Annotated in this window: 18 protein-coding genes; 4 read left to right on the top strand and 14 right to left on the bottom strand. The window is 34.2% G+C overall.

The features are described 5' to 3' along the window. Window position 1: 1 nt before the first annotated feature. Together ED556_RS07595 and ED556_RS14635 are read left to right on the top strand one after the other, a co-directional pair. On the top strand, window positions 2-1,021 hold the full coding sequence (locus ED556_RS07595; protein ID WP_296321586.1) for a formimidoylglutamase: 1,020 nt from the start codon (window positions 2-4) through the stop codon (window positions 1,019-1,021). Between the two features lie 68 nt (window positions 1,022-1,089). Then, window positions 1,090-2,040 (top strand): bifunctional helix-turn-helix transcriptional regulator/GNAT family N-acetyltransferase, encoded by a 951-nt coding sequence (locus tag ED556_RS14635; RefSeq protein WP_366663743.1) that lies wholly within the window; start codon window positions 1,090-1,092, stop codon window positions 2,038-2,040. A gap of 3 nt (window positions 2,041-2,043) precedes the next feature. Here the strand turns inward: ED556_RS14635 and ED556_RS07580 are convergent, their stop codons facing one another. The 7 genes from ED556_RS07580 to ED556_RS07550 form a co-directional block, all read right to left on the bottom strand. Continuing rightward, window positions 2,044-2,499 (bottom strand): hypothetical protein, encoded by a 456-nt coding sequence (locus ED556_RS07580; protein WP_296321583.1) that lies wholly within the window; start codon window positions 2,497-2,499, stop codon window positions 2,044-2,046. 145 nt (window positions 2,500-2,644) lie between these two features. Next, entirely contained in the window at window positions 2,645-3,499 is an 855-nt protein-coding gene (locus tag ED556_RS07575) for a hypothetical protein (RefSeq protein ID WP_296321581.1), read from the bottom strand. An 11-nt stretch (window positions 3,500-3,510) separates the two neighbouring features. After that, the gene (locus ED556_RS07570) at window positions 3,511-4,308 is read right to left on the bottom strand and encodes a type 1 glutamine amidotransferase domain-containing protein (RefSeq protein ID WP_296321579.1); all 798 of its coding nucleotides are present in this window, start codon (window positions 4,306-4,308) and stop codon (window positions 3,511-3,513) included. Window positions 4,309-4,398: 90 nt separating this feature from the next. Next, complete coding sequence (locus ED556_RS07565; RefSeq protein ID WP_296321577.1) at window positions 4,399-4,959, bottom strand: Crp/Fnr family transcriptional regulator; 561 nt, start codon at window positions 4,957-4,959, stop codon at window positions 4,399-4,401. Window positions 4,960-4,992: 33 nt separating this feature from the next. Next, window positions 4,993-6,648 carry a SulP family inorganic anion transporter gene (locus ED556_RS07560; protein WP_296321575.1) on the bottom strand — a complete coding sequence of 552 codons (1,656 nt, stop codon included), beginning with the start codon at window positions 6,646-6,648 and terminating at the stop codon, window positions 4,993-4,995. A 27-nt stretch (window positions 6,649-6,675) separates the two neighbouring features. Then, window positions 6,676-8,364, bottom strand: a complete 1,689-nt coding sequence (locus tag ED556_RS07555) for a hypothetical protein (protein WP_296321572.1) — start codon at window positions 8,362-8,364, stop codon at window positions 6,676-6,678. 21 nt (window positions 8,365-8,385) lie between these two features. Beyond that, window positions 8,386-8,922 carry a hypothetical protein gene (locus ED556_RS07550; protein WP_296321569.1) on the bottom strand — a complete coding sequence of 179 codons (537 nt, stop codon included), beginning with the start codon at window positions 8,920-8,922 and terminating at the stop codon, window positions 8,386-8,388. A 122-nt stretch (window positions 8,923-9,044) separates the two neighbouring features. Here ED556_RS07550 and ED556_RS07545 point away from each other — a divergent pair, with 122 nt between their 5' ends. Continuing rightward, window positions 9,045-11,849 carry a trypsin-like peptidase domain-containing protein gene (locus ED556_RS07545; RefSeq protein ID WP_296321566.1) on the top strand — a complete coding sequence of 935 codons (2,805 nt, stop codon included), beginning with the start codon at window positions 9,045-9,047 and terminating at the stop codon, window positions 11,847-11,849. A gap of 54 nt (window positions 11,850-11,903) precedes the next feature. Here the strand turns inward: ED556_RS07545 and ED556_RS07540 are convergent, their stop codons facing one another. The 4 genes from ED556_RS07540 to ED556_RS07525 all read right to left on the bottom strand — a co-directional run bounded on the left by ED556_RS07540 (window position 11,904) and on the right by ED556_RS07525 (window position 17,611). Continuing rightward, window positions 11,904-13,139: a DUF6638 family protein gene (locus tag ED556_RS07540; RefSeq protein WP_296321563.1), complete on the bottom strand. Its 1,236-nt coding sequence runs from the start codon at window positions 13,137-13,139 to the stop codon at window positions 11,904-11,906. Window positions 13,140-13,154: 15 nt separating this feature from the next. Further along, window positions 13,155-15,116 (bottom strand): AAA family ATPase, encoded by a 1,962-nt coding sequence (locus ED556_RS07535; protein ID WP_296321561.1) that lies wholly within the window; start codon window positions 15,114-15,116, stop codon window positions 13,155-13,157. A 33-nt stretch (window positions 15,117-15,149) separates the two neighbouring features. Continuing rightward, window positions 15,150-16,181 carry a hypothetical protein gene (locus tag ED556_RS07530; RefSeq protein ID WP_296321559.1) on the bottom strand — a complete coding sequence of 344 codons (1,032 nt, stop codon included), beginning with the start codon at window positions 16,179-16,181 and terminating at the stop codon, window positions 15,150-15,152. An 83-nt stretch (window positions 16,182-16,264) separates the two neighbouring features. After that, entirely contained in the window at window positions 16,265-17,611 is a 1,347-nt protein-coding gene (locus ED556_RS07525) for a microtubule-binding protein (protein ID WP_296321556.1), read from the bottom strand. Window positions 17,612-17,896: 285 nt separating this feature from the next. On the opposite strand from ED556_RS07525, the gene ED556_RS07520 reads away from it, so the two are divergent. Beyond that, entirely contained in the window at window positions 17,897-18,121 is a 225-nt protein-coding gene (locus ED556_RS07520) for a hypothetical protein (RefSeq protein WP_296321552.1), read from the top strand. 71 nt (window positions 18,122-18,192) lie between these two features. On the opposite strand, the gene ettA is transcribed toward ED556_RS07520, so the two are convergent. The 3 genes from ettA to ED556_RS07505 all read right to left on the bottom strand — a co-directional run bounded on the left by ettA (window position 18,193) and on the right by ED556_RS07505 (window position 20,879). Further along, window positions 18,193-19,884, bottom strand: coding sequence for an energy-dependent translational throttle protein EttA (gene ettA / locus ED556_RS07515; protein WP_296321550.1), 1,692 nt, complete (start codon window positions 19,882-19,884; stop codon window positions 18,193-18,195). Beyond that, window positions 19,884-20,066, bottom strand: a complete 183-nt coding sequence (locus ED556_RS07510) for a CAL67264 family membrane protein (RefSeq protein WP_296321547.1) — start codon at window positions 20,064-20,066, stop codon at window positions 19,884-19,886. Before ED556_RS07510 ends, ettA begins: the two co-directional genes overlap by 1 nt. Window positions 20,067-20,162: 96 nt before the next feature. Further along, window positions 20,163-20,879 carry a pirin family protein gene (locus ED556_RS07505; protein ID WP_296321544.1) on the bottom strand — a complete coding sequence of 239 codons (717 nt, stop codon included), beginning with the start codon at window positions 20,877-20,879 and terminating at the stop codon, window positions 20,163-20,165. Between the last annotated feature and the right edge of the window lie 25 nt (window positions 20,880-20,904).

Below are 20,904 nucleotides of genomic sequence, written 5' to 3'. Positions count from 1 at the left end.
AATGCAAAACTTAATTGTACTTACTTCTAACGAACGTGATACACTTGTTAAAACTCGCAAAGGCGAGATTAAATTTGGCGAACATGTTCAGTTGATGAACAACTTCACAAACATATACGACGCTATTGAAAGTATGGATGTCGACTATGTGATTTTTGGTATATGTGAAGATATTGGTGTTATAGCAAATCACGGAATACCAGGCACTTATAAGGCTTGGAATACCACAAAAAAAATTCTATTAAATATCCAAAGTAATGTATTTATAGATCCAAGAAAAGTGTTAATCTTAGGTCATTTGGATTATTCCAAAGAACTCAAATCTATAAAAGATGAAACTCTAACTAATAAAAAAAGAATTACCCAAGCCAGAAAACTAACCGAAACTATTGACTCTGATGTATCTCATCTCGTATTTTCTATTATAAAAGCAGGTAAAATACCTATAGTTATTGGCGGTGGCCATAACAACGCATACGGGAATATTAAAGGTGCATCATTAGCATTAAAGAAGCCTATTAATGCTATAAATTTTGACGCTCATCACGATTTTAGACCAGAAGAAGGTCGTCATAGTGGTAATGGGTTTAGTTATGCCTATAATGAAGGATTTTTAAAGAATTATTTCATATTTGGATTACATGAAAACTATATATCACAAAAAAGTTTAGATACTTTAAATGAAATAAAAACGATCGACTATTGCACTTTTGAAGACTTGGTTGTACGTAACCAAGTGAAGTATAAAGTAGGAATGCAACGTGGACTTCAGCATGTCTCTACTTCAAATTATGGTATAGAAATAGATTGTGACGCCATAGAGAACATTCCAAGTAGCGCACTAACTCCAAGTGGTTTTTCAGCTAATAAAGCAAGGCAGTTTGTGAGTAAAATGGCTAGCCATAAAAATGCAACATACCTACATATCTGTGAAGCCGCACCAAAAAAGAAAAGCCAAACTCAAGTTGGTAAGCTTATCTCCTATTTAATCACAGATTTTATTAAAGCAAAAAATAATTAGAGATTTATGTCTATACAATTTCAAAAATAGTTACATTTACATAAGTACTTATATAATTATTAATTTACATGGATAGTTTAAGAGGATATGGCCATTTAGGAATAGGGTCTAGATTAAAAAGAATAAGCGATTACGTTATGCGCGAGACACAATTAGTATATGACACTTGCCACATTGATTTTGACCCTTACCTATTCCCCGTATTTAAAACAATTAGCAACTATGATGGTATTACAAACAAAGAATTAGTAAATCTTATCAATTTTACTCAACCTGCAATAACCCAATTTGTAAACAAACTACGAGACAAAGGTTATGTAGATATTAAAAGTCATAAACTTGATAAGCGAAAAAAGATAATACTACTAACCAAAAAGGGCGAACAATTATTTGTACAGCTAAAGCCTGTATGGGAAGCTATTAATAAAACAATAAAGCAAGTTACTACTCAAAAAACGGATTCATTATTAGAGCATCTTGATAAAATGGAGGATGCTTTTAAAAGTAAAGATTTTAGTCTAATGATATTAGAAAACATAGATAAAAGCATTAAACAACACATAGATATTATTAACTACAGACCTGAGCACAAAGAGGCGTTTTACGATTTGAACATTGAATGGCTAAAAACCTTCTTTTATGTTGAGGCTTATGATGAAGAAGTGCTAAGTAAACCCGAGCAGTACATTATAGATAAAGGTGGTTTTATATTCTTTGCAAAAAAGGATGACAAAGTAGTTGGAACTGTTGCACTTATGCCTACTGATACCATAGGAATTTTAGAGTTAACAAAAATGGCTGTATCTCCAGAAGAACGCGGTCAGAAAATAGGTCAGCAATTGATGAAACACTGTATTTCTTTTGCTAAACAAGAAGAACTAAAAGCCCTTCTGCTCTATTCTAATACCAAATTAGAGAATGCTATATATGTGTATAGAAAGTATGGTTTTAAAGAATTAGAATTGGAAAAAGATAGCCCTTATAATCGATCGGATATTAAGATGTTATTGGAGTTTTGAAACTCAATTAACGAATTCATCACAATTAGTATTACAATTATAACATAACGCCATTATAGTCTGATTGTAAAGCTCTTTAACTTCTTTATCATCAGGAAATATAGCCATGGCTAGCTTAAACTCTGATAAAGCGCCACGGTAATTGCCCGTATCTAGCCGATACTTACCTGAATTGACTAAAAATTTAAAGCCTCTATTATCTCTTAGTTCTTGATGTTTTAACTCATACTGTACGAGTTGCTTTTCGTAACGCATCCATCTATTACAAACTCGTATACTAACTGTTACCAGTACAATAAAAAGTGTGATGCGAATTAATATGTCAGATGCGTTTTTCCAATATCCTAACTTAAATTCCCAATCATAGTTTTGGGCTTTTGTAACTGGGTCTTTTTGTGGCACAGAAAATAGTCTTCGCGATTGCTTAGAATATTTCCATTTATGTATGCCTAAACCCATAATACAGCCTTTATTTATGGGTATATGTTTTGATAAGAATGTTACAACTAAAGCAATGCCTTTAAGAACTGAAAAGCACGATATGAAAAATAAACGGTTCTAAGACCACTTAGAACCGTTTACAGAAACAATCAGTTAATAATGACTAATTTATTTTGAAAGCTAAGAGCTTATTTTCTAGCATAATTGGTATTAAAATTATACGCTCCGTAAGATTATAATAAAAATCAGCTGAGCCTGCATCTAAGTCTTTAATTTTAGAAGAATTACCTGATTTGTCAATTGATAAAAGACTTCCATCAATCCAATCCGAAACGATAAATCCATTATTTACAGCAACTAAGCCATCTAAATTGCCTATGGACTTCGTAAGAGTCTTAATTTCTTTTGTATTGATGTCAACTTCTATTAATTTTCCTGGAACTTCTGTCCCGAAAGTTTCAGGATTAGTAACAACGCCCCAACTAGACACATATAGTTTATTGTTCACTATCTCTAGACCATTAGGAAAATTTAAATCTTCTGATTTTAACCAGAGTGTAATAGTATCATCTTTTATTTTATAAATAGCATTACCTCCAAAAGTATCACTGACATATACAGATCCATCGCTAGATATATCTATATCATTTAAAAAAGTGGCACCTTCTGCATTAAATCTCTTAATGATTTCACCTTTTATGACATCGACCACCACAACTTGGTCTATATCCGCAATAAATAAGTGGTTGTAATATAAACCCAATCCTTTAGGTGCATTAAAACCTGTAATCCATTGTTTTGTTTTTAATTCCCCAGAACTGTTAACAATAGAGATAAATCCCTTACCGTTCTTTTCTGCTGGTTGCCCAGAAACATTAGACACATAGTAAACATCTGAATTTGAATCGTAAACAATCGACTCAGGAGCTTCTAACCCTTCAACTTCCCATATTTCAGTAAGTTTTTGAGCATTTAAATTAAGGGTTGATAATAGTACAATAGATAATAAATATTTCATAATAGTGTATTTTAATGGTTAATTTTTTGAATTTCTTCTAAGACAACTTCACCTAACTTTGAGGCAGATGCTGGGTTTTGACCCGTTACCAATCTATCATCTGCGCTTACTTGTTCTTGCCATAAGTCAGATTTTTCAATTATGGCGCCACGCTCTCTTAATTTTGTTTCCAATAAAAACGGAACAACAGTTTCCAATTTAAGAGCTGTTTCTTCCTCGTTTGTAAATGCACTTACCTTCTTACCATCTACTAAGTAAGAACCATCACTTAATTGGATGTTTACCAATGATGCCGGACCGTGGCATACTGCACTTACGATGCCATTTTTTTCGTATATGGTAGCAGCTATTTTGGCCAAATCCTTATTATTTGGAAAATCCCACATTGTGCCGTGACCACCTACATAGTGAATAGCAACATAATCTTCTGGGACAATCTGAGAAGGAGTTAATGTGTTCTCAATCTTTTGTTTAATGCCTTGATTGTTCCAAAACTCCTTGTTTATCTCATCGTCTAAGTCAAAACCATCAACTGGTGCTTTACCACCTTTTGGGCTTACAAAATCAATCGCGTAACCTGCATCACTTAACACCTTCCAAGGATGAGCAGCTTCACTTAAATAAAATCCTGTTGGTTCTCCGGTGTTACCCAATGCATCGTGACTTGTTAATACAAATAATATTTTCTTCTTATCGTTTTGTATTGTTTTAATATTGGAAGTATGTTCTACATTGTCTTTCTTGTTCGTATTTACACAATTACTAAGTGTAAGAATTAGAATAATCGTAGCTAAAAATGATTTTTTCATAGTGTTTAAATTTTTACACTACAAAATTATGGGTAAGGCCTACAGTCGGCATAGGACCTAAATCACATTATTAGTGTGATGTATGTCACATTATAATCTGCTTAATGTTTCTCTAGAAACACCTAAATATGCGGCTATCATCTTTTTTGGAACACGCTGAAAAAGATTAGGATATAGTTTAAGCATTTGGTTGTATCTGTCTTCTGCAGACATCCAAAGCAATGAAAGTATTCGTTGTTGAAGGGCTGCATATCCATAGTTTGATTTTACTCGCCAATAGTGCTCCATATTGTGCGATTCTTTACATAACTGATTCCTTTGGTCTAAGGTTATAGAAAGTAATTCAGAATCTTCTATGCAATCTATATAAATAGTGGCCTTAACTTGATTGAAGTAAGCATTAAAATCTGTAATCCACCAATTCTCTGTGGCAAATTGTAAGATATGTTCCTTTCCCTTTTGATCAAGATAATAAGCCTTTATACAACCTTTTATTACCCAGTATTCATTGGTAACCATCTCACCTTCTTGAACAAGAAACTGATGTTTCTTTCTTTTTAAAGGTTTAAAAAAAGAAGTAATATGACTGAATTCGTCATCCGAAAGCTTAGGTAGTATCTCTTGTATATGTTTTTTAAAAAGTAAACTCATGGAGTTAATCCAAAAACATTATTTCTAAATGAATTAAAGTTGGAAATGAGATTTCAAATAATCAAAAGCATCTTCAATTGAATCAAAAATATGTTCTTTAGAGATTAAATCTGGTACAATATCTATTGATACTAATTTGTCCATAGGTTGTTCTTGTACGGCCGTTAAAATGACCTGAATACCTTTCTTTTCTAAATCCAAAATGGCATTCTCTAAAGCATACAAACCTGATTGATCTACGTAAGGGACTCGATCCATACGAATAATTAAGGCCTTTACACCATCTGGAATAATCTTAATTTCGTTTTGGAAATGTGATGTAAAGCCAAAGAACAATGGTCCATACAAGTGTTTTATATAAACTTTATCCTTGTAATTGTTATAAAATTGTTCTTCGTCCTGCCAAGGTTTTTCACCATCAAATCCTGCTAAAGTTCCAACTTCCATACCTTGTTCACCAATGTCACTTGCACGTTTCATAAATAACAAAGACGCTAGTAATACACCAATACCAACAGCTTGAATCAAACTACCAAAGGTGGTCATTAATAGAACAAGAATAAGCACTACTGCATCTGCTCTAGGAACAGCTAACAAATGCTTTAAGCCTTTAGTATCTATGATTTTAAATCCTATCGGGATTAACAGTCCAGCAAGTACAGATAGTGGAATATAACCCGCCAATTTACCAAGACCTAATAATACTGCTAATAAGAATAAGCCATGAGCAGTTCCTGAAAGTTTGGTACGTCCACCAGCATTAATATTAACAACTGTACCTTTAGTTGCTCCAGCACCTGGAATACCACCAAAAATAGCCGCTATCGTATTACCGATACCCTGACCAATAAGTTCTCTATTACTATTATGCTTGGTTTTTGTCATATTATCTGCTATTACAGACGTTAATAACGAATCTATTGAACCTAACACTGCAAGTATTATGGCGTATTCAGCAATAAGTGAATATGCGCTTGAATCTATGGAGAAAATTCCATCTAACTGTACAGAAGGTAAACCTGAAGGAATTTCACCTATAATAGGTATATCCCATTGCAAAAAGTAAGCCGCTAAAGAAGCAACAACTAAAGCCACTAATGCACTTGGAATAGCTTTAGTTATATAAGGAAATACATAATATACAAGAACAGTAAGTAGACCTAATGCAAGTGCTTGCCAGTTAAATTCTGCGAATAACCTCGGCAAATCCTGAATAACCAACCAAGTTGATTTAGCAGAGCCTAAACCTACAAAAGGGAATAACTGTAGAATTACAATGATTAATCCTACACCACTCATAAATCCTGATACTACTGGGTATGGGAAATACTTTACATAGCTCGCTATATTTAAAAAGCCAAATAAAATCTGAAACAGTCCACCTAATAGAAATGTTGCTATAATTATTGGCATCGCTGTATCTAGGCTTCCCGTCATTTCAATAGCAGCCGCTACTAATGTTGCAGAAACAACTGTCATTGGACCTGTTGGCCCACTAGCTTGTGTTGATGTACCTCCAAAAATGGCAGCAAATATTCCGACAGCAATAGCACCATAAAGTCCTGCAATAGCACCTAATCCGGATTGTACACCAAAGGCTAATGCCAAAGGTAATGCTACAATACCAGCGACTAATCCGCCTGTTAAATCTCCTTTTAAAAATTTAAAATCGTAATATTTTGAAATCATTTGTGATGGTTAGTTAGATTATAGATTTTAATTATTTAGTGCTTTTAAAGAATCTAGTTTGCGTTCCAGAGCTTCTATTTGCTCAGCATTATCATTGGTTTTCGCTTCTATCTTTAGAGAATCAATTGATTTTTCATAATCTTCGACTGGTTTAGGCTGCTCGTTAAAATAATACCCAATGCCTTCACTAGAACGCCAAGCCTCGTTAAGTTGTTTGTAAATGGTTTCATCCCATGAGCTTGGGTGTTTTACATCAATCCAAACAACATCACGATATTCACTATCCACCAATGCTAAATCTGGTGTTGCCGAACCATCAAATTGACCCTTTTTGTTGATGGCAGATACAGTACCAAGGAAAAATAAGCGTTTTCTTCCTGCAATATCCTTTATGTACGGCCTAAACTCAACAGGTTTATTGGCTTCCCAATCAAACTCCTTGCGAGATTCTACTATTTTTAATGGCATCGCAGAAACACCAGCATAACCTTGTTTCTTTTTAGCATGGTCATAATAATATAGTTTATCAGTTCCATCAGCAGGAATAAAAACACTATAGCTTAAACTCGTACGTTCATCTCCTACAGGTTCTAAACCAAACCAATGGTACAATCCACTATATGCATTGGTATTACTGCCAACAAAATCAAAATCTGTGACATAAGGTTGTTGGTTTTGATCTTCAGGCATATCAGGAATTTTTACCGCCGTTTCCATGTTCCATGGTAATGGGTCACTAAAACCTCCCAAGAATTTCAATGATTCAGCTTGCAATTGGGATACCTTTTCCGAAAGCGTGTTTTGCTTATTCAAAAAAGCGTAATTTTTTATTTCGGAAGGAGGAACAAAAGTTCCTTTACCTATAGAAATGCGCTCCAGATAATCATTAAAATCGTGCACTCCATTATCAATTATCATAACACCTCCAAATGTAGGATACGGAAAGAAAAAGCCTTTCCATTTAATAAGACTTACGACTTGTACCCATTCGCCACTATCATCTTTCATATAAAAGGTATCACTTGGTTCGTAGTTAAATAACATCCATGGATTAAATCTTTGAACCACAGCATTATAAGTGTTTCTACTAAACTTTAAGGTTTCACCTATAGAAAAGGTAACTGGTATTCTATTTTCATTAGAGAATCGCGGAAACGGTGTCGTGCTACTTACTGAAAATACCTCTTCAGAATTATCACTTATACGCTGCATGATATATTTCTCACTTGGCTGAATAGCCATGGTCCATTTATTCTCATCATCTACTCTAACCAAATGAGGTAGAGACACATCTTTGGTCTCACCAACACTTTCATTTGCCATAGAAAAAATATTTCGCAAAGGTTGAATACGTTCATTCTGAGTCAATGGTAACTCATGTATTTCTTGCTTATTAAGATGATTGAATACATTATAGGTTTTCATGTAATCGTACATACCATAATGCCATCCTAGCGTATACAAAAGTCCAAAAAACAATAGCAATAACCCAAGTATTCCTAGACGTTTTCCTGTGCTAGCCGTTTTTCGAAACTTCCGTAATCCAAGGATTAGCACTAATAAACAAACAACTATAATGAAAAAATACTTTCTAATAAATAATAAAGCTGGTTGGTAGTCGTCTCTTAAAACAAATACTAATATTAATAGTATTAGACTTAATACTATTGTAATAATTTTTTGCTTCCTACCTTTTCTCCAATATGATTTTATCATAGTTATATTTGTCTTGAAAATTTACATTAGGCCTTTATCCTTAAGCCTTTCTCTAGCAGACTTGGTCTCAGTTTCAATGTCTTCTTCAACTTCTTTTTTTACATCTTCTATTTTTGGTTCTTCTTCTTTCTTTAAATCACCAATAAATTCTTTCCCTTTTTCTACAGCATCACCAACTATATCTCCTATAGAATCACTTTTTTCTTCAATAACTTGAGTAGATTTTATTACAAAATTTGCCAAATATGTCCCTAACAAGGTACCAGCAGCAAAGGAAGCAAACGCAGAAATACCATTATAACTAGAAAAAACGGCAATAGGCGTTAAAAATTCTAAGATAAGTGCTGCTATTAGTACCAAAACAACAACAAAAATAAGTCTCGGTATAAAACTTTGTTTATAAACAAAGCCCTTTGGGTTATCAGCAGCCATTTGCAACTCTTTACTATTCACAATTTTATTAAGAGTTCTATATGCTCCGTTTCCATTCGATTCTCTCCAATATATAAAGATACCAAAGAGAACAGCCACAATAAAGATTATTAATTCTAGTCCCATAATTACTTTATTTATTAGACACCTAAATTAGATTAATGTTACGCACAAAACAAATTTTACTTTTATATGTTTTTTTATTGGCTATATTAGCGCAAACAAATCGTTCTATAAAAAATTCGATTATGAAAAAAACCCTACTATTTTTAACATTAACAATCGCTTTATTTGTTAACGCTCAAGAGATTTCAGCGCCCTTAAAAATCGGTGATGAGTTTGAGGTTAATTTTTCATCAAGCGCAGAATACAATGCTACTAATTCCGGTATTGTATATTCTAAAGAATTTAGATCTACAGGTTCAGGCTATATTAAGGTATATTTTGAAAACTTTGATCTGAATGACAATGACTACGTAAGAATTTATGGAGAATCTAATAATCAAGAATTTATTTACTCTGGTTCAGGTAAAGTCATTAATGCTAATCAAGACAGAATAGATGAATTTTGGTCTAGAACAATTTTTGACGACCATATAATTGTAGAACTTCATAGCCAAAATGGAAATCAAAACCACTATGGGTTTGATATTACAAAAGTAGCATATGGTTATCCTATGGATAAAATTACTGGTGCTTTTGAAACAAACGCTCAACAATTTGAATCAGTTTGTGGTGGAGATGAAAGAGAACAAGCGGCATGTTATGACAATACTGAAATAGGTAGAAAGTCTAATGCTATTTGTAGATTGGTTATTGGAGGCACTAGCCTTTGTACAGGTTGGTTACTTGGATCTGAAGGTCATGTCATGACTAACAATCATTGTATAGGTACAGCAGGTGAAGCAGCGAATACAGAGTTTTGGTTTAATTACCGTAATACAGATTGTTCAGGGCTTAATGCTGATGCTACAGATATCGTTGCAACTTCGGCAACATTTATACAGACTGGAGCTGGATTAGATTACACTTTAGTGCAATTACCGGTTAATCCAACAGATACTTATGGGTATTTGAGCCTCGCTTCTGTTCCGCCAGCCGTTGGAGAACGTATTTATCATCCACAGCATCCAGGTGGAAGACGTAATGAGATAGCAGTATTTACAGATACAAATCCTGGTGCAGGTGGCTTTACAACAGTAACAAATGCTGGTAATGGTGGTGCACGAGTTGAATATTTTCATGATACTGAAGGTGGAAGTTCTGGCTCTCCTGTATTAAGATTTAGTGATCACCTTGTAATTGGACTGCACAATACTGGTGGTTGTCCAAACGGTGCTGCAGGTAGATCTGATGAAATAATTAATGATCTTGGAAGTATCATTACAGCAATTGACGGTGCAATCGATGATCCAAACCCAGATTCTCCTAGGATTAGTTTTGGTGCTATTCCTAGTGCATCATCAGAAGGCTCTGATTGTAATTTTCAAGACTTAACCTTCGATTTGAGAATCGCAATGGCACCGTCTGAAAATGCCGATGTAACCATAACAACTTCCGGAACTGCAACAGCAGGCACAGATTATGAAATCTTAAGTATAAACCCAATAACTTTTGCAGCTGGTGATGAAAGTGACAAACAAATTACAATAAGAATATATAATGACGGATTTGTTGAAGGTGACGAGAATTTTACTTTGGATCTTTCTTTAAATGCAAATGGTGGTGATGCAACATTGAGCACTAACAGTTCATTTATGCATACGCTCGTGGATGATGACTTTACACCAGATGTTGGTAGTCAATCACAATTAATATTTGAAGATTTTGAAAGTGATTTATCAAATTGGATCGTAAGTGGAAATGGTGTATCAAATTTTGCTATAGGAGATTCTGCTGCGGCTTCCTCTACAAACTGGAGTGCTGCCGGAAACGACACTAATGTTGTATTTGTTAATGATGATGCTTGTAATTGTGATATGAGTCAAGAACGGTTACAATATGCTACAGCAATTGACTTATCGAATGTAAATAGCGCTAGCCTTAATTTTGATATCATCTATCTAGATTCAGGGGATCAATATGCTTCAGATGCGTTTGTACAAACTTCCATTGATGGTGGAGTTACTTGGCAAAATGTTGGCTCTGAGATAGTGACATTCAATAGTTGGGGTAGCATGAATCTTGATTTAGCATCGGTCGTAGGTGAATCAAATGTGCTTCTTTCATTTTTTTACGATGACTTAGGTAATTGGGCGTATGGAATGGCTTTAGATAATATATCGCTAACAGCTCAAGGTGAGGCACCAATCCAAACTGACTTTAATGATGGTCTGAATTCTAATGAAGCTTCAGTAAATGGTCCTGGAACAATTTATGGTTATGACTCTACGTCTGGTGGTGTTATGGCTAGTATTACTAATAATTCTGCAGAAGATTATGGGTGTACTAATATAGGAGTTTCAAGATCTGGTACAGGAGGACAACCTTTCCTTGGCTCTACTGGAGGAGATTTAGCTATGGATAAACAATTCAACCTTACTACTGGCAATACAATTACTAATGGTGATGTTGATATAACATTCTATTTTACTGAAGCTGAGATTGCAGGATGGGAAAGTGCCGTAAGTGCAGCAGGAGGAACATATACGAGGTCAGATTTATTTATCAATAGAGGTCCGCGTAATGGAGAAATTTCATCAGCAGTTATTGGTTCCTACAATGGTGGTGTAACTTTGACTGGAAATTTCTCAAGTATAGAAGGCGTATATTCTTTTGCTCCACGTGTAGTATTAGGTGTTAATGACAATACGCTTTCGAACTTTAAAATATATCCAAACCCTTCTAACGGCATCGTTACTATAGACTCAAGGGTCAATATTAGTAATGTTGACATTATTGACATGACAGGAAAACTTATTAACTCTATTGAAATAAGTGATGAGCGTTCTGTACAATTAGATATTAGTAACTATAGAACTGGCCTGTACTTTATTAGATTAAAACAATCTGATACTAATCAGACAACTGTATATAAAATAATGAAGGACTAAAAAGAATATACTGTCAAATAAAAAAGCTCGGTAATTGTACCGAGCTTTTTTTGCTTATATGTTCTTTTGTATAGTACTAATTACCCAATCTTTGAATGACTCATCCCATGTTTCGTAATTCTTATAAAATTGGTCTTTATCGTACCAGTATAAGAATAACACGTCCTTAGGTGAAACATTAACCAATAGCTTCCAAATTAAATCCTGATGTTTAACCGATAGCGACGAATGCGGTTTGTGTAACGCAAAATACATTTGCATATCTACCATATCTTCCAATTTATACGCGTTACTTCGCTCTAAACGTTCAAGATACAGCTCTACACCCATTACTTGTTTACGAGCTTTAACATCTAGTTTATTTAGATAGCTCTTAAACAAAACACTGTTATTTAGAATTTCATTTACAGGATGATTCACTTCTTTGAGTAATTGCGCAAACTCAAACTTTTTAACCCTATCATATTTGGCAGTATGTACTGTAGCTTCAAGGTTGCTCTCAATAATAATATGATCTTTAAGCTTTTCAATTAATTCGATATGCGAAATATGATACATTAATACATCATGTACTGTATCTTTAATAGCTTCTTTATACGACTTCTGATCTTCAAAAACCACAATTGGTTTAATAAAGTCACGAAGCACGTAAACACCATTATAAGCTTTGGTATAAAAAGAATCTGTCTTAAACTTAAGATTAGGTAGTTCTAAATCTCTACCTCTTAAATCTCCAAATGCTTTAGCTGATTCTAAAATTTGAGATTGTAGCTCTTCATCAATAAAATTGTGATTGGTTTTGAATTTTTCAATCAATTCAAATTGCTCTCGCTGTTGATGATACAAATTATCCATTAAATGAAAATTAATGGTAATCTCATCGTATTTTAAAACATCAAGAGGTTCATAGAAAGCATCTATTTTTTGGTCAAAATCAATAATTATTGCCGAATCCCTGGTAATGTCATTAATTTTTTTCGAATAGGTTTTAAAAATTAACTGCATCATATCACGATCAAAAGAGTGATATGGTGAATACACAGGTTTTCTGTTCTGTAATGGAGAGATTATAATACCATGAGGATTAGATGGACCATTACACAGATAGTTGTCATCTTTCTTCTCTTCGGCAATTTCAGGGCTCCATCCTATACCATCAATAGAAAACTTTTTGAGTTTGGTTTTAGAAAAACCTAATTTTAAAAGACACTTATTATAGCGCTCTACTAATTTTCCACTTACTGGAATCAGTTCACTTCTATATAAATTAGCTGCTTTTAATTTTTGCATTTAATTCTTCTGTAGTTAATCTTGCTTTCCAAACTGCTCTCTAGCTTCAGTTTCGATGTTTAATTGGTTAACTCTAGCATCAACTTTACGCTTAAAGTCTGTGTCTGCGATAGTGGCGACATTGTCTAGGTATCGTATTACCTCTTGACGTCTTATGTCGGAGAAGTTTAAGCCTTTCATGTTTGCTTTCATCAATTCTTGAAGCATTTTGAACTTGGTTTCATAATCTTTTTTGAAATAAATTTCGGGATTCTCGAACCAATCATCTTCCAAATCAAAATCAGTGAGACGTAATGATATTGCAGATTGAATATTTCTTACATCACGAGATGAAAAGAATGGAAATATCTTCTGAATTTCTTTATATAAGCTCGCATAAAACATATGGTCATCGTGCTTATGCTGTTTTTCTACTTTTTCAAAAGTGTCATAGACACGTTCTTCCGTAGGCTTTTCAACAGCTTTAAGTATGTCTCCCATACTTTTTGCTAATCCTTGATCGTCTAAATAGTTATAACCATCTGGATTATTCATATTTACAAAATCTGGCATTGTGTCTTGTAATTTTCTCCACCAGATATGGTCTTGGTCTAAAAAGTCATGCTCAGTTCGGGCGCCATCTATTTTAAAACGCCCTTGAACACGCGAAATTACTGCCTTATCTAGCATCTCAGGCAAATTGGTAAACAGTCCTATTGAGCTATTTCCATAATTTACGGCATAGGCGCCTTCGGTATATCTTAAAAACACACCAATAACTTCTTTAACACCAGCAGAAACACCTTGAGCTGTACGCTCCTGTAAGTTATTTTCTGCATCATCAATAGGTGCAAAAATTAGCTTTGTTGGATCTTGTAATGGCTTCATCCATTCTACCATTTTTTCAGCAGAACCACCTTGAAATGTACTTATCAAAGTATCTGGCATAGGATGAAATAAAAATGGAATATCTAAATTGTCACAATGTTCCTTCAATCGTGTAGCAATAGCAGCAATAAGCATACTTTTTCCTGTTCCCGGAATTCCATATCCCATAAATACAGGCATAAAGCCACCTAATTCTTGAAACGGATTCTTTTTGGCTTCAAAATCATAGCTTAACATTCGCTCAGTAAGACGGCGTGCAAAATGCTTTGCATCTCGGTTACCTACAATTTGTTCAAACTGAATTTTATTAAACTCTACACTTTTAGCAGTACCTTCAAAGGTATTATTCCAACCATCTATAGCAAAGTCACTATTTTCAAGCTTATAAGCCCTATCCACTATAGTTTCAGTATATTCTAAAGTGCTCTTACGCAATTGAATTTCGGAAATTAAAGCCTCAAAATAAACCACAGTAAAATCGATTACATCTTTATCTGATTTTATAATCTCTGGATGGCCTAAATACTTATCGTAATAAAACAAACTACACGAAATCCCTTTTAATGGTGTTAAAAACGAAACTTCAGGTATGCCTGCAAATTTCTGCTTCATCACACTTAAATCGTCTGATGCAATAGGTTTTAAATCATGTAAAATCTTATAAGACAAAGAGAAGAGCATAAAAGCAGTAGCCGTATGCATTTTGCTTTCAAATTCGCGCTTACCGTTAGAATCTAATGCTGATTTGTTTTCTATCAATGTAGAAAGTCCAGACGCATCATAATAACTGTCTCTAATCCATAACCCTAAGCCAATACCTTCTTGCACAGCATATAGTGTATGGTTTAATTTTACAGGGAGTGCTACAGATTCTGGCAATAAGCGCTTTTTAAGCTCTAAAATGGTTTTTGAAACCGAAGTTACTTCTGTACCTCCATTTCCTTTTGCACGAGACAAATACAACAATATAGACTCATCCTGAGCATCTTTATCCTTATTACGAGCGCGCTCACCTTGCTCCCATTGGATACTTTTGATATAGGAGGTTGCCTCATCACGAAGCATATCGAGTTCAGTTTGTTTTATAGGAAAAGTTGAATTGTGTTCCATCTATATTTTAATATTTTTTGATTTGAATGATTTCTACAGATCACTCACTTGAATTGGTGGTTTTGCCAATTTATCTATAACTTCTGGGGTTTTATTATAGAGTAATTGTATAATACGATGTGGTGCTAAAACGTATTTTTGTTTTACAATTTCGCCCCATTTCTGAAAAGTTTGCTTATTAAAAAAGCTACCTTCTTTATATTCTGAAGTAGATTTTACTTCATCTATTTTAAGTGAAAACGCATAACTCTCTATAGGAATCTCCTTTTTGGCTATGCCGTCTAAAATGGCATGTGTTATTTCATTTTCATCCTTCGCAAACACATTATGTAGTGGTCCTAAATCTATCCGCTTAATATGCTTTGGAAAAACTTCTGGTAATTTCCTATCTATAGCATAAGCCATAGCATCAATATTAAGCTCTCTATCAGCCGATTGTTTAATGGCCTGATATATTTCGGACTTATTCTTGTTTGGGTCTTTACCATCGTAATTAAAGTACATAAAACAGACAAATGGCCTATTATGAGACACATCGTAAAAACTCCAGCTCGTCATATATTCTGAAATACCAATAGGTGATTTTAAAATTTTCCCTTGTACAAAGCGATTAAAAATGTACTGTTGTTTGACATTTGTATAATAGACTATTGAAGCGGCTTGAAATAATCTTGATTTTTTAATAGGTTCTTTTTTGCGCATCAACGTATCTAAAAACTCATCCTGCATGACATCGATTGGTGTCAATCGATTTAAATACTCTTCACGAAGCGCTAAGTCGTTAAATAAGTATCGAAACTCTAAATAGTTAGGAAAACCGGAATCTGTAAGGTCTATTTTCATGTTATCCTCATCATCATACATGTATTTTACACGCATGGCCTCTATAGAATACAGTAACAAATCACAATATTGCTTAAAAAACACCAATTCTTGTTCGCCACACAACTGCTGTTGTTGCATCTTAACAATGAGCTCTTTTACAGTAAAGTCTACCATACGATGGTAAAAGACATACTGCTGCTTAGAGTCTAATTGCGCGGAATCTAATGGAGTTACAATCATATTTTTAGTTTGCAGTACGCAGTCATCAGTATGAAGCTGGTAGTTTAGTACCAACTATCTACTGAACACTACCAACTAAATCATTACCCTAATAAATCATCTTCTGCTTCAGGCTTTGGGTCAGGACTCTCACCAGAATTATCACCTTCAGGATTTGGTACTGTATTTTCAGAATTATAATATTCATCAAAAATCTCTTTCATATCAATACCATAACGGTCTGCAAAATTCTTTTGCAATTCTACATCCTTATTTCTAATTTCTTTAAGCGCTTCAGCATAGCTACCATAAATACCTTGCATCACTTTTTCATGTACTGGAATATTATCCATCATATCCTGACGTGCTTTTGCACTAGCGGTATGCATCGCTGCAAGAGTTTCACCAATATGCTCATCGGTTTTAACACCTAGATGTTCAAGGATAGCCGCAAACTCTTGGTCCGTACGTGCCTTAAGCGCTACTACATAACCGTCGTAATATTTTAAACGCTCGTCCGTATCACTTTTAAGTTTAGCACGGTGGGTTTGTAGGTTACTTCTTAAAGATGTCAATACTTTAATTGTTAAGTTATGTTTATGAACAAAACTATCTTTAGAAGCTGCTAATGTGGTATATGCATTTTTTAAACCTTCTAGCTCTTCAACCGACTGTTCTAGCTTAGTCACTTTAGATAAAGCTTCAGAGTACTCAGTAGATTGCTTATCTGCAACATCTGCTAATGCCTGACGTGCTTGTTTTAATAATGCATATACTGCTTCAAGCTTGTCTTCTACTTCAGCTTTCTTTTCTAAAGCCTTGGTGTGGTTTTTGCTTGCTTCTACAATTGCATCTTGAAGTTTATCTTCGACTTCTTTAATTTCAACTTCTCTGTCTTTAAGTCGCTTAATAGCGGCTTGACTTTTAAAAGAAAGTTCATTTAAAAGGGTTTGGACATCAGCAGTCTCAATACGCTCTTGAAACATTGCTTTAGCCTTATTATCGGCAGCATCACGTTCTTTTTGTGCAGATGCTAGCTCATCTTCTGCTTTTTTGATCTTGCTTTTACGACCCCAAAGATTATTCCACCATGTATCAGGCTTATTTTGAGCGTCTTCGAGTTCAACTTTTGCGCGCTCTAAACGCTTTATGGCATCGTCAATGATTTTTTGTTCCGCTTTATTTAATGCTGAAAATCCTTCGAACATGATACCAACCTCGTCCTGATAGTCTGTTAAATCCTTTATAGCATCAAGAAGTGTTGTTCTATCTTTCTCTGCCATATCGACAACATTATCTAAGGTTGCATTAAGAATCTTTTGACGACTTTCTGGGTCGTCTTCTTGAGCTAGTTTAGATTTCATCTGGTCAATGGCCTTACCCCAATTGACATCTACCTTTTCCTGTTTTTCTTGAGAGTTGGTTTCTAATAAGTCAAAATCATCAGACATAGTATATTTTGTATTTTTTAGGTTGAACAATTTTAGTTAAGCAATTTCGGTAATTTTTATGACTATAAAAACTATATCGTAAAATATAAGTAAGTGAAAATATAAAAATGTTACATCAGTTATTTAAAGCTTATAAATCAAATAAATACATGCATTTTAACAGATTTTATAAACACTTAATCGATGGATTGTTCATAAGTTATTTGTAAAATATTTATTCTTAAACAGTTATACATTCGACATTTTTACTATATTCGCAGTGTAACCAAATCTAATTCATAAAAAATGAAAGGAATTTTCCTACTTAGTTCTTCCGCAATAAGTACGCATCAGCTTACTATCATCTTACTTACTGTATGCTTCATTTTTATTGTTTTAATTGGTATTGCCATTATTAAAATGTACAAATTGAAAGCTCAGAACAAGAAGTTAATGGAGACGAATGCATTTAAGGATATGGACGATTCGTATAAAGACTTTACTGGTGGTCATCTATATGGTGACAACTAATTACCAATACTTTTAATAAAAAAGGGAGCAATTAAATTGCTCCCTTTTTTTATATCAGTTTGATTGAAAAACTATCGTACTAGTTTTTTGTATTTAATGCGCTTAGGCATTAGATCACCTCCTAAACGCTTCTTTTTGTTTTCTTCGTAATCACTAAAACCACCTTCAAAGAAGTACACTTGAGAATCACCTTCAAAAGCTAAGATATGTGTGCATATTCTATCTAAAAACCATCTGTCATGAGAGATTACAACTGCACAGCCTGCAAAATTTTCCAAACCTTCTTCTAAAGCTCTTAATGTATTGACATCAAGGTCATTAGTAGGCTCATCCAAAAGTAAAACATTACCCTCTTCCTTTAAAGTCATAGCCAAATGCAAACGGTTACGCTCACCACCAGACAAAAGGTTAACCTTTTTGTTTTGCTCACTTCCAGAAAAATTAAAGCGACTTAAGTATGCTCTAGAATTTACTTGACGATTACCCATAGTAATCAATTCTTGCTCATCACTAAAATTTTGCCATATAGTTTTATTAGGATCAATATTTGCATGTGATTGATCGACGTAAGCAATCTTGGCAGTATCTCCTACTTTAAACTCGCCCTTATCAGGTGTCTCTTCACCCATAATCATCCTGAAAATAGTAGTTTTACCTGCTCCATTAGGTCCAATAACCCCAACAATACCTGCTTGTGGGAGGTTAAAATTTAAATCCTCATATAAAAGTTTCTCGTCATAGCCTTTACTCACACCGACAGCTTCGATGACATTCGTACCTAAACGTGGGCCATTAGGGATGTAGATTTCTAATTTTTCGTCTAATTGTTTTTGGTCTTGACTTAATAACTTGTCATAATTTTTTAGACGAGCTTTTTGCTTAGTTTGTCTGCCTTTTGCGCCTTGACGAACCCATTCTAGCTCACGCTCAAGTGTTTTTTGGCGTTTTGATGCAGATTTGCTCTCTTGAGCCAAACGCTTAGATTTTTGATCTAACCAAGACGAATAGTTTCCTTTCCAAGGTATACCTTCACCTCTATCGAGTTCTAAAATCCAACCTGCAACATTATCTAAGAAATATCTATCATGAGTAACAGCAATCACAGTGCCTTTATATTGTGCTAAATGATGCTCTAACCAATGAACAGATTCTGCATCTAAATGGTTTGTAGGCTCATCTAAAAGTAATACATCTGGCTCTTGAAGTAATAATCTACAAAGTGCTACTCTTCTACGTTCTCCTCCAGAAAGTACTGCTATTTTTTTATCTCCGTCTGGCGTACGAAGCGCATCCATTGCTATTTCTAGCTTTGTATCTAATTCCCAGGCATTAGAAGCGTCAATCTGGTCTTGTAATTCGGCTTGACGATTCATAAGTTTTTCCATCTTATCAGGATCGCTATACACCTCTTCTAAGCCAAACTGCTCGTTAATACTATTATATTCATCTAAAATAGCAACTGTTTCTGCCGCACCTTCCTTTACAATCTCTAGGACTGTTTTTTCATCATCTAATTGCGGTTCTTGTTCTAAATACCCAACGGTGTAATCTTGAGAAAAAACCACATCACCTTGATAGTTTTTATCCACACCTGCAATAATTTTAAGTAGTGTAGATTTACCAGAACCATTAAGGCCTAGAATACCTATTTTGGCTCCGTAGAAAAAACTTAAGTATATATTTTTAAGTACAGGTGTATTTGCAGACTGAAACGTCTTTGTAACACCAGACATTGAAAAGATTATCTTCTTGTCATCACTCATTATACACGACCTTTTAATGCATTAAACACCCAGGCAATCGCAAAAAAACCAAAGCCTACAGTTGCAAAACCCCAACCTGCTACATCATCATATCTGTAAGCTCCCATTAATATTAGTACGACTCCCATGATAATCATAAGAATAGTTGCCCATGCAAGGACAGTATTTTTATTCATTGCCATAATTAAATTCAAATTTTGTTAGTTAAAGCAAATATCGTGAAATAAACTAAAAAGCATTCTACCTTTAGAAGAATGCTTTTATATTTTGCAGTTAAACTAGCGCATTGGCACTTCAATAATCACTAAATCAGAGTCTTTACTTGCATTAATTTCTAAAGAATTTATCTCTGAAACACCTATTGCGTCACGACTTTCTAAAGTTACATCAGAGACATTTATTTGACCTTCAGTAACAAAGACATATAAACCATTACTTTTGGATTTTAAATCTACAGAAACTGATTTATTAGCTTCTAATTTACTGCGATAAATATAAGCTTGTTGACTTATAGGTAAAGCTTCAGCTTCTAACTTATCTTTTGGTGCCACAACAGTTTGAAGCTTGTTTAGTTTACCATCATCTGAAAACTGCCGTTGCTCATAATTTGGTTGTACACTTTTCTCTTCTGGTATAATCCATAATTGTAAAAAGTTGACTTCATCTGTTTTACTATCATTAAACTCAGAATGTGTTAAACCAGTACCAGCACTCATTACTTGTACTTCTCCAACCTCAATTGCGCGTTTATTCCCCATACTATCCTTATGAGATAATGCACCTTTTAAAGGAATAGAAATGATTTCCATATTTTGATGTGGATGCGTACCAAATCCCATTTTTGGCTGTACTACGTCGTCATTTAGCACGCGTAACATTCCAAAATTCATACGTTCTGGGTTTTGATAACCTGCAAAACTAAATGTATGATGAGATTTTAACCAACCATGGTCAGCATAACCTCTTGTATTTGCTTTGTGAAGTATTGTTTTCATAGTTTTAAATTTTATTGATTTATAA

Source organism: Winogradskyella sp., from assembly GCF_003712105.1.
Lineage (GTDB): Bacteria > Bacteroidota > Bacteroidia > Flavobacteriales > Flavobacteriaceae > Winogradskyella.
Note: the sequence above shows the minus strand (reverse complement) of the source record. Positions and strands in the feature narration are given on the sequence as shown.

Bases quoted from the DNA above. Each gene is read 5' to 3' on its own strand.
- ED556_RS07525 (WP_296321556.1), bottom strand. From the start codon at position 17,611: ATGTCTGATGATTTTGACTTATTAGAAACCAACTCTCAAGAAAAACAG.
- ED556_RS07570 (WP_296321579.1), bottom strand. From the start codon at position 4,308: ATGAAAAAATCATTTTTAGCTACGATTATTCTAATTCTTACACTTAGT.
- ED556_RS07530 (WP_296321559.1), bottom strand. From the start codon at position 16,181: ATGATTGTAACTCCATTAGATTCCGCGCAATTAGACTCTAAGCAGCAG.
- ED556_RS07560 (WP_296321575.1), bottom strand. From the start codon at position 6,648: ATGATTTCAAAATATTACGATTTTAAATTTTTAAAAGGAGATTTAACA.
- ettA (WP_296321550.1), bottom strand. From the start codon at position 19,884: ATGAGTGATGACAAGAAGATAATCTTTTCAATGTCTGGTGTTACAAAG.
- ED556_RS07580 (WP_296321583.1), bottom strand. From the start codon at position 2,499: ATGGGTTTAGGCATACATAAATGGAAATATTCTAAGCAATCGCGAAGA.
- ED556_RS07575 (WP_296321581.1), bottom strand. From the start codon at position 3,499: ATGAAATATTTATTATCTATTGTACTATTATCAACCCTTAATTTAAAT.
- ED556_RS07505 (WP_296321544.1), bottom strand. From the start codon at position 20,879: ATGAAAACAATACTTCACAAAGCAAATACAAGAGGTTATGCTGACCAT.
- ED556_RS07565 (WP_296321577.1), bottom strand. From the start codon at position 4,959: ATGAGTTTACTTTTTAAAAAACATATACAAGAGATACTACCTAAGCTT.
- ED556_RS07540 (WP_296321563.1), bottom strand. From the start codon at position 13,139: ATGCAAAAATTAAAAGCAGCTAATTTATATAGAAGTGAACTGATTCCA.
- ED556_RS07555 (WP_296321572.1), bottom strand. From the start codon at position 8,364: ATGATAAAATCATATTGGAGAAAAGGTAGGAAGCAAAAAATTATTACA.
- ED556_RS07510 (WP_296321547.1), bottom strand. From the start codon at position 20,066: ATGGCAATGAATAAAAATACTGTCCTTGCATGGGCAACTATTCTTATG.
- ED556_RS07595 (WP_296321586.1), top strand. From the start codon at position 2: ATGCAAAACTTAATTGTACTTACTTCTAACGAACGTGATACACTTGTT.
- ED556_RS07550 (WP_296321569.1), bottom strand. From the start codon at position 8,922: ATGGGACTAGAATTAATAATCTTTATTGTGGCTGTTCTCTTTGGTATC.
- ED556_RS07535 (WP_296321561.1), bottom strand. From the start codon at position 15,116: ATGGAACACAATTCAACTTTTCCTATAAAACAAACTGAACTCGATATG.
- ED556_RS14635 (WP_366663743.1), top strand. From the start codon at position 1,090: ATGGATAGTTTAAGAGGATATGGCCATTTAGGAATAGGGTCTAGATTA.
- ED556_RS07520 (WP_296321552.1), top strand. From the start codon at position 17,897: ATGAAAGGAATTTTCCTACTTAGTTCTTCCGCAATAAGTACGCATCAG.
- ED556_RS07545 (WP_296321566.1), top strand. From the start codon at position 9,045: ATGAAAAAAACCCTACTATTTTTAACATTAACAATCGCTTTATTTGTT.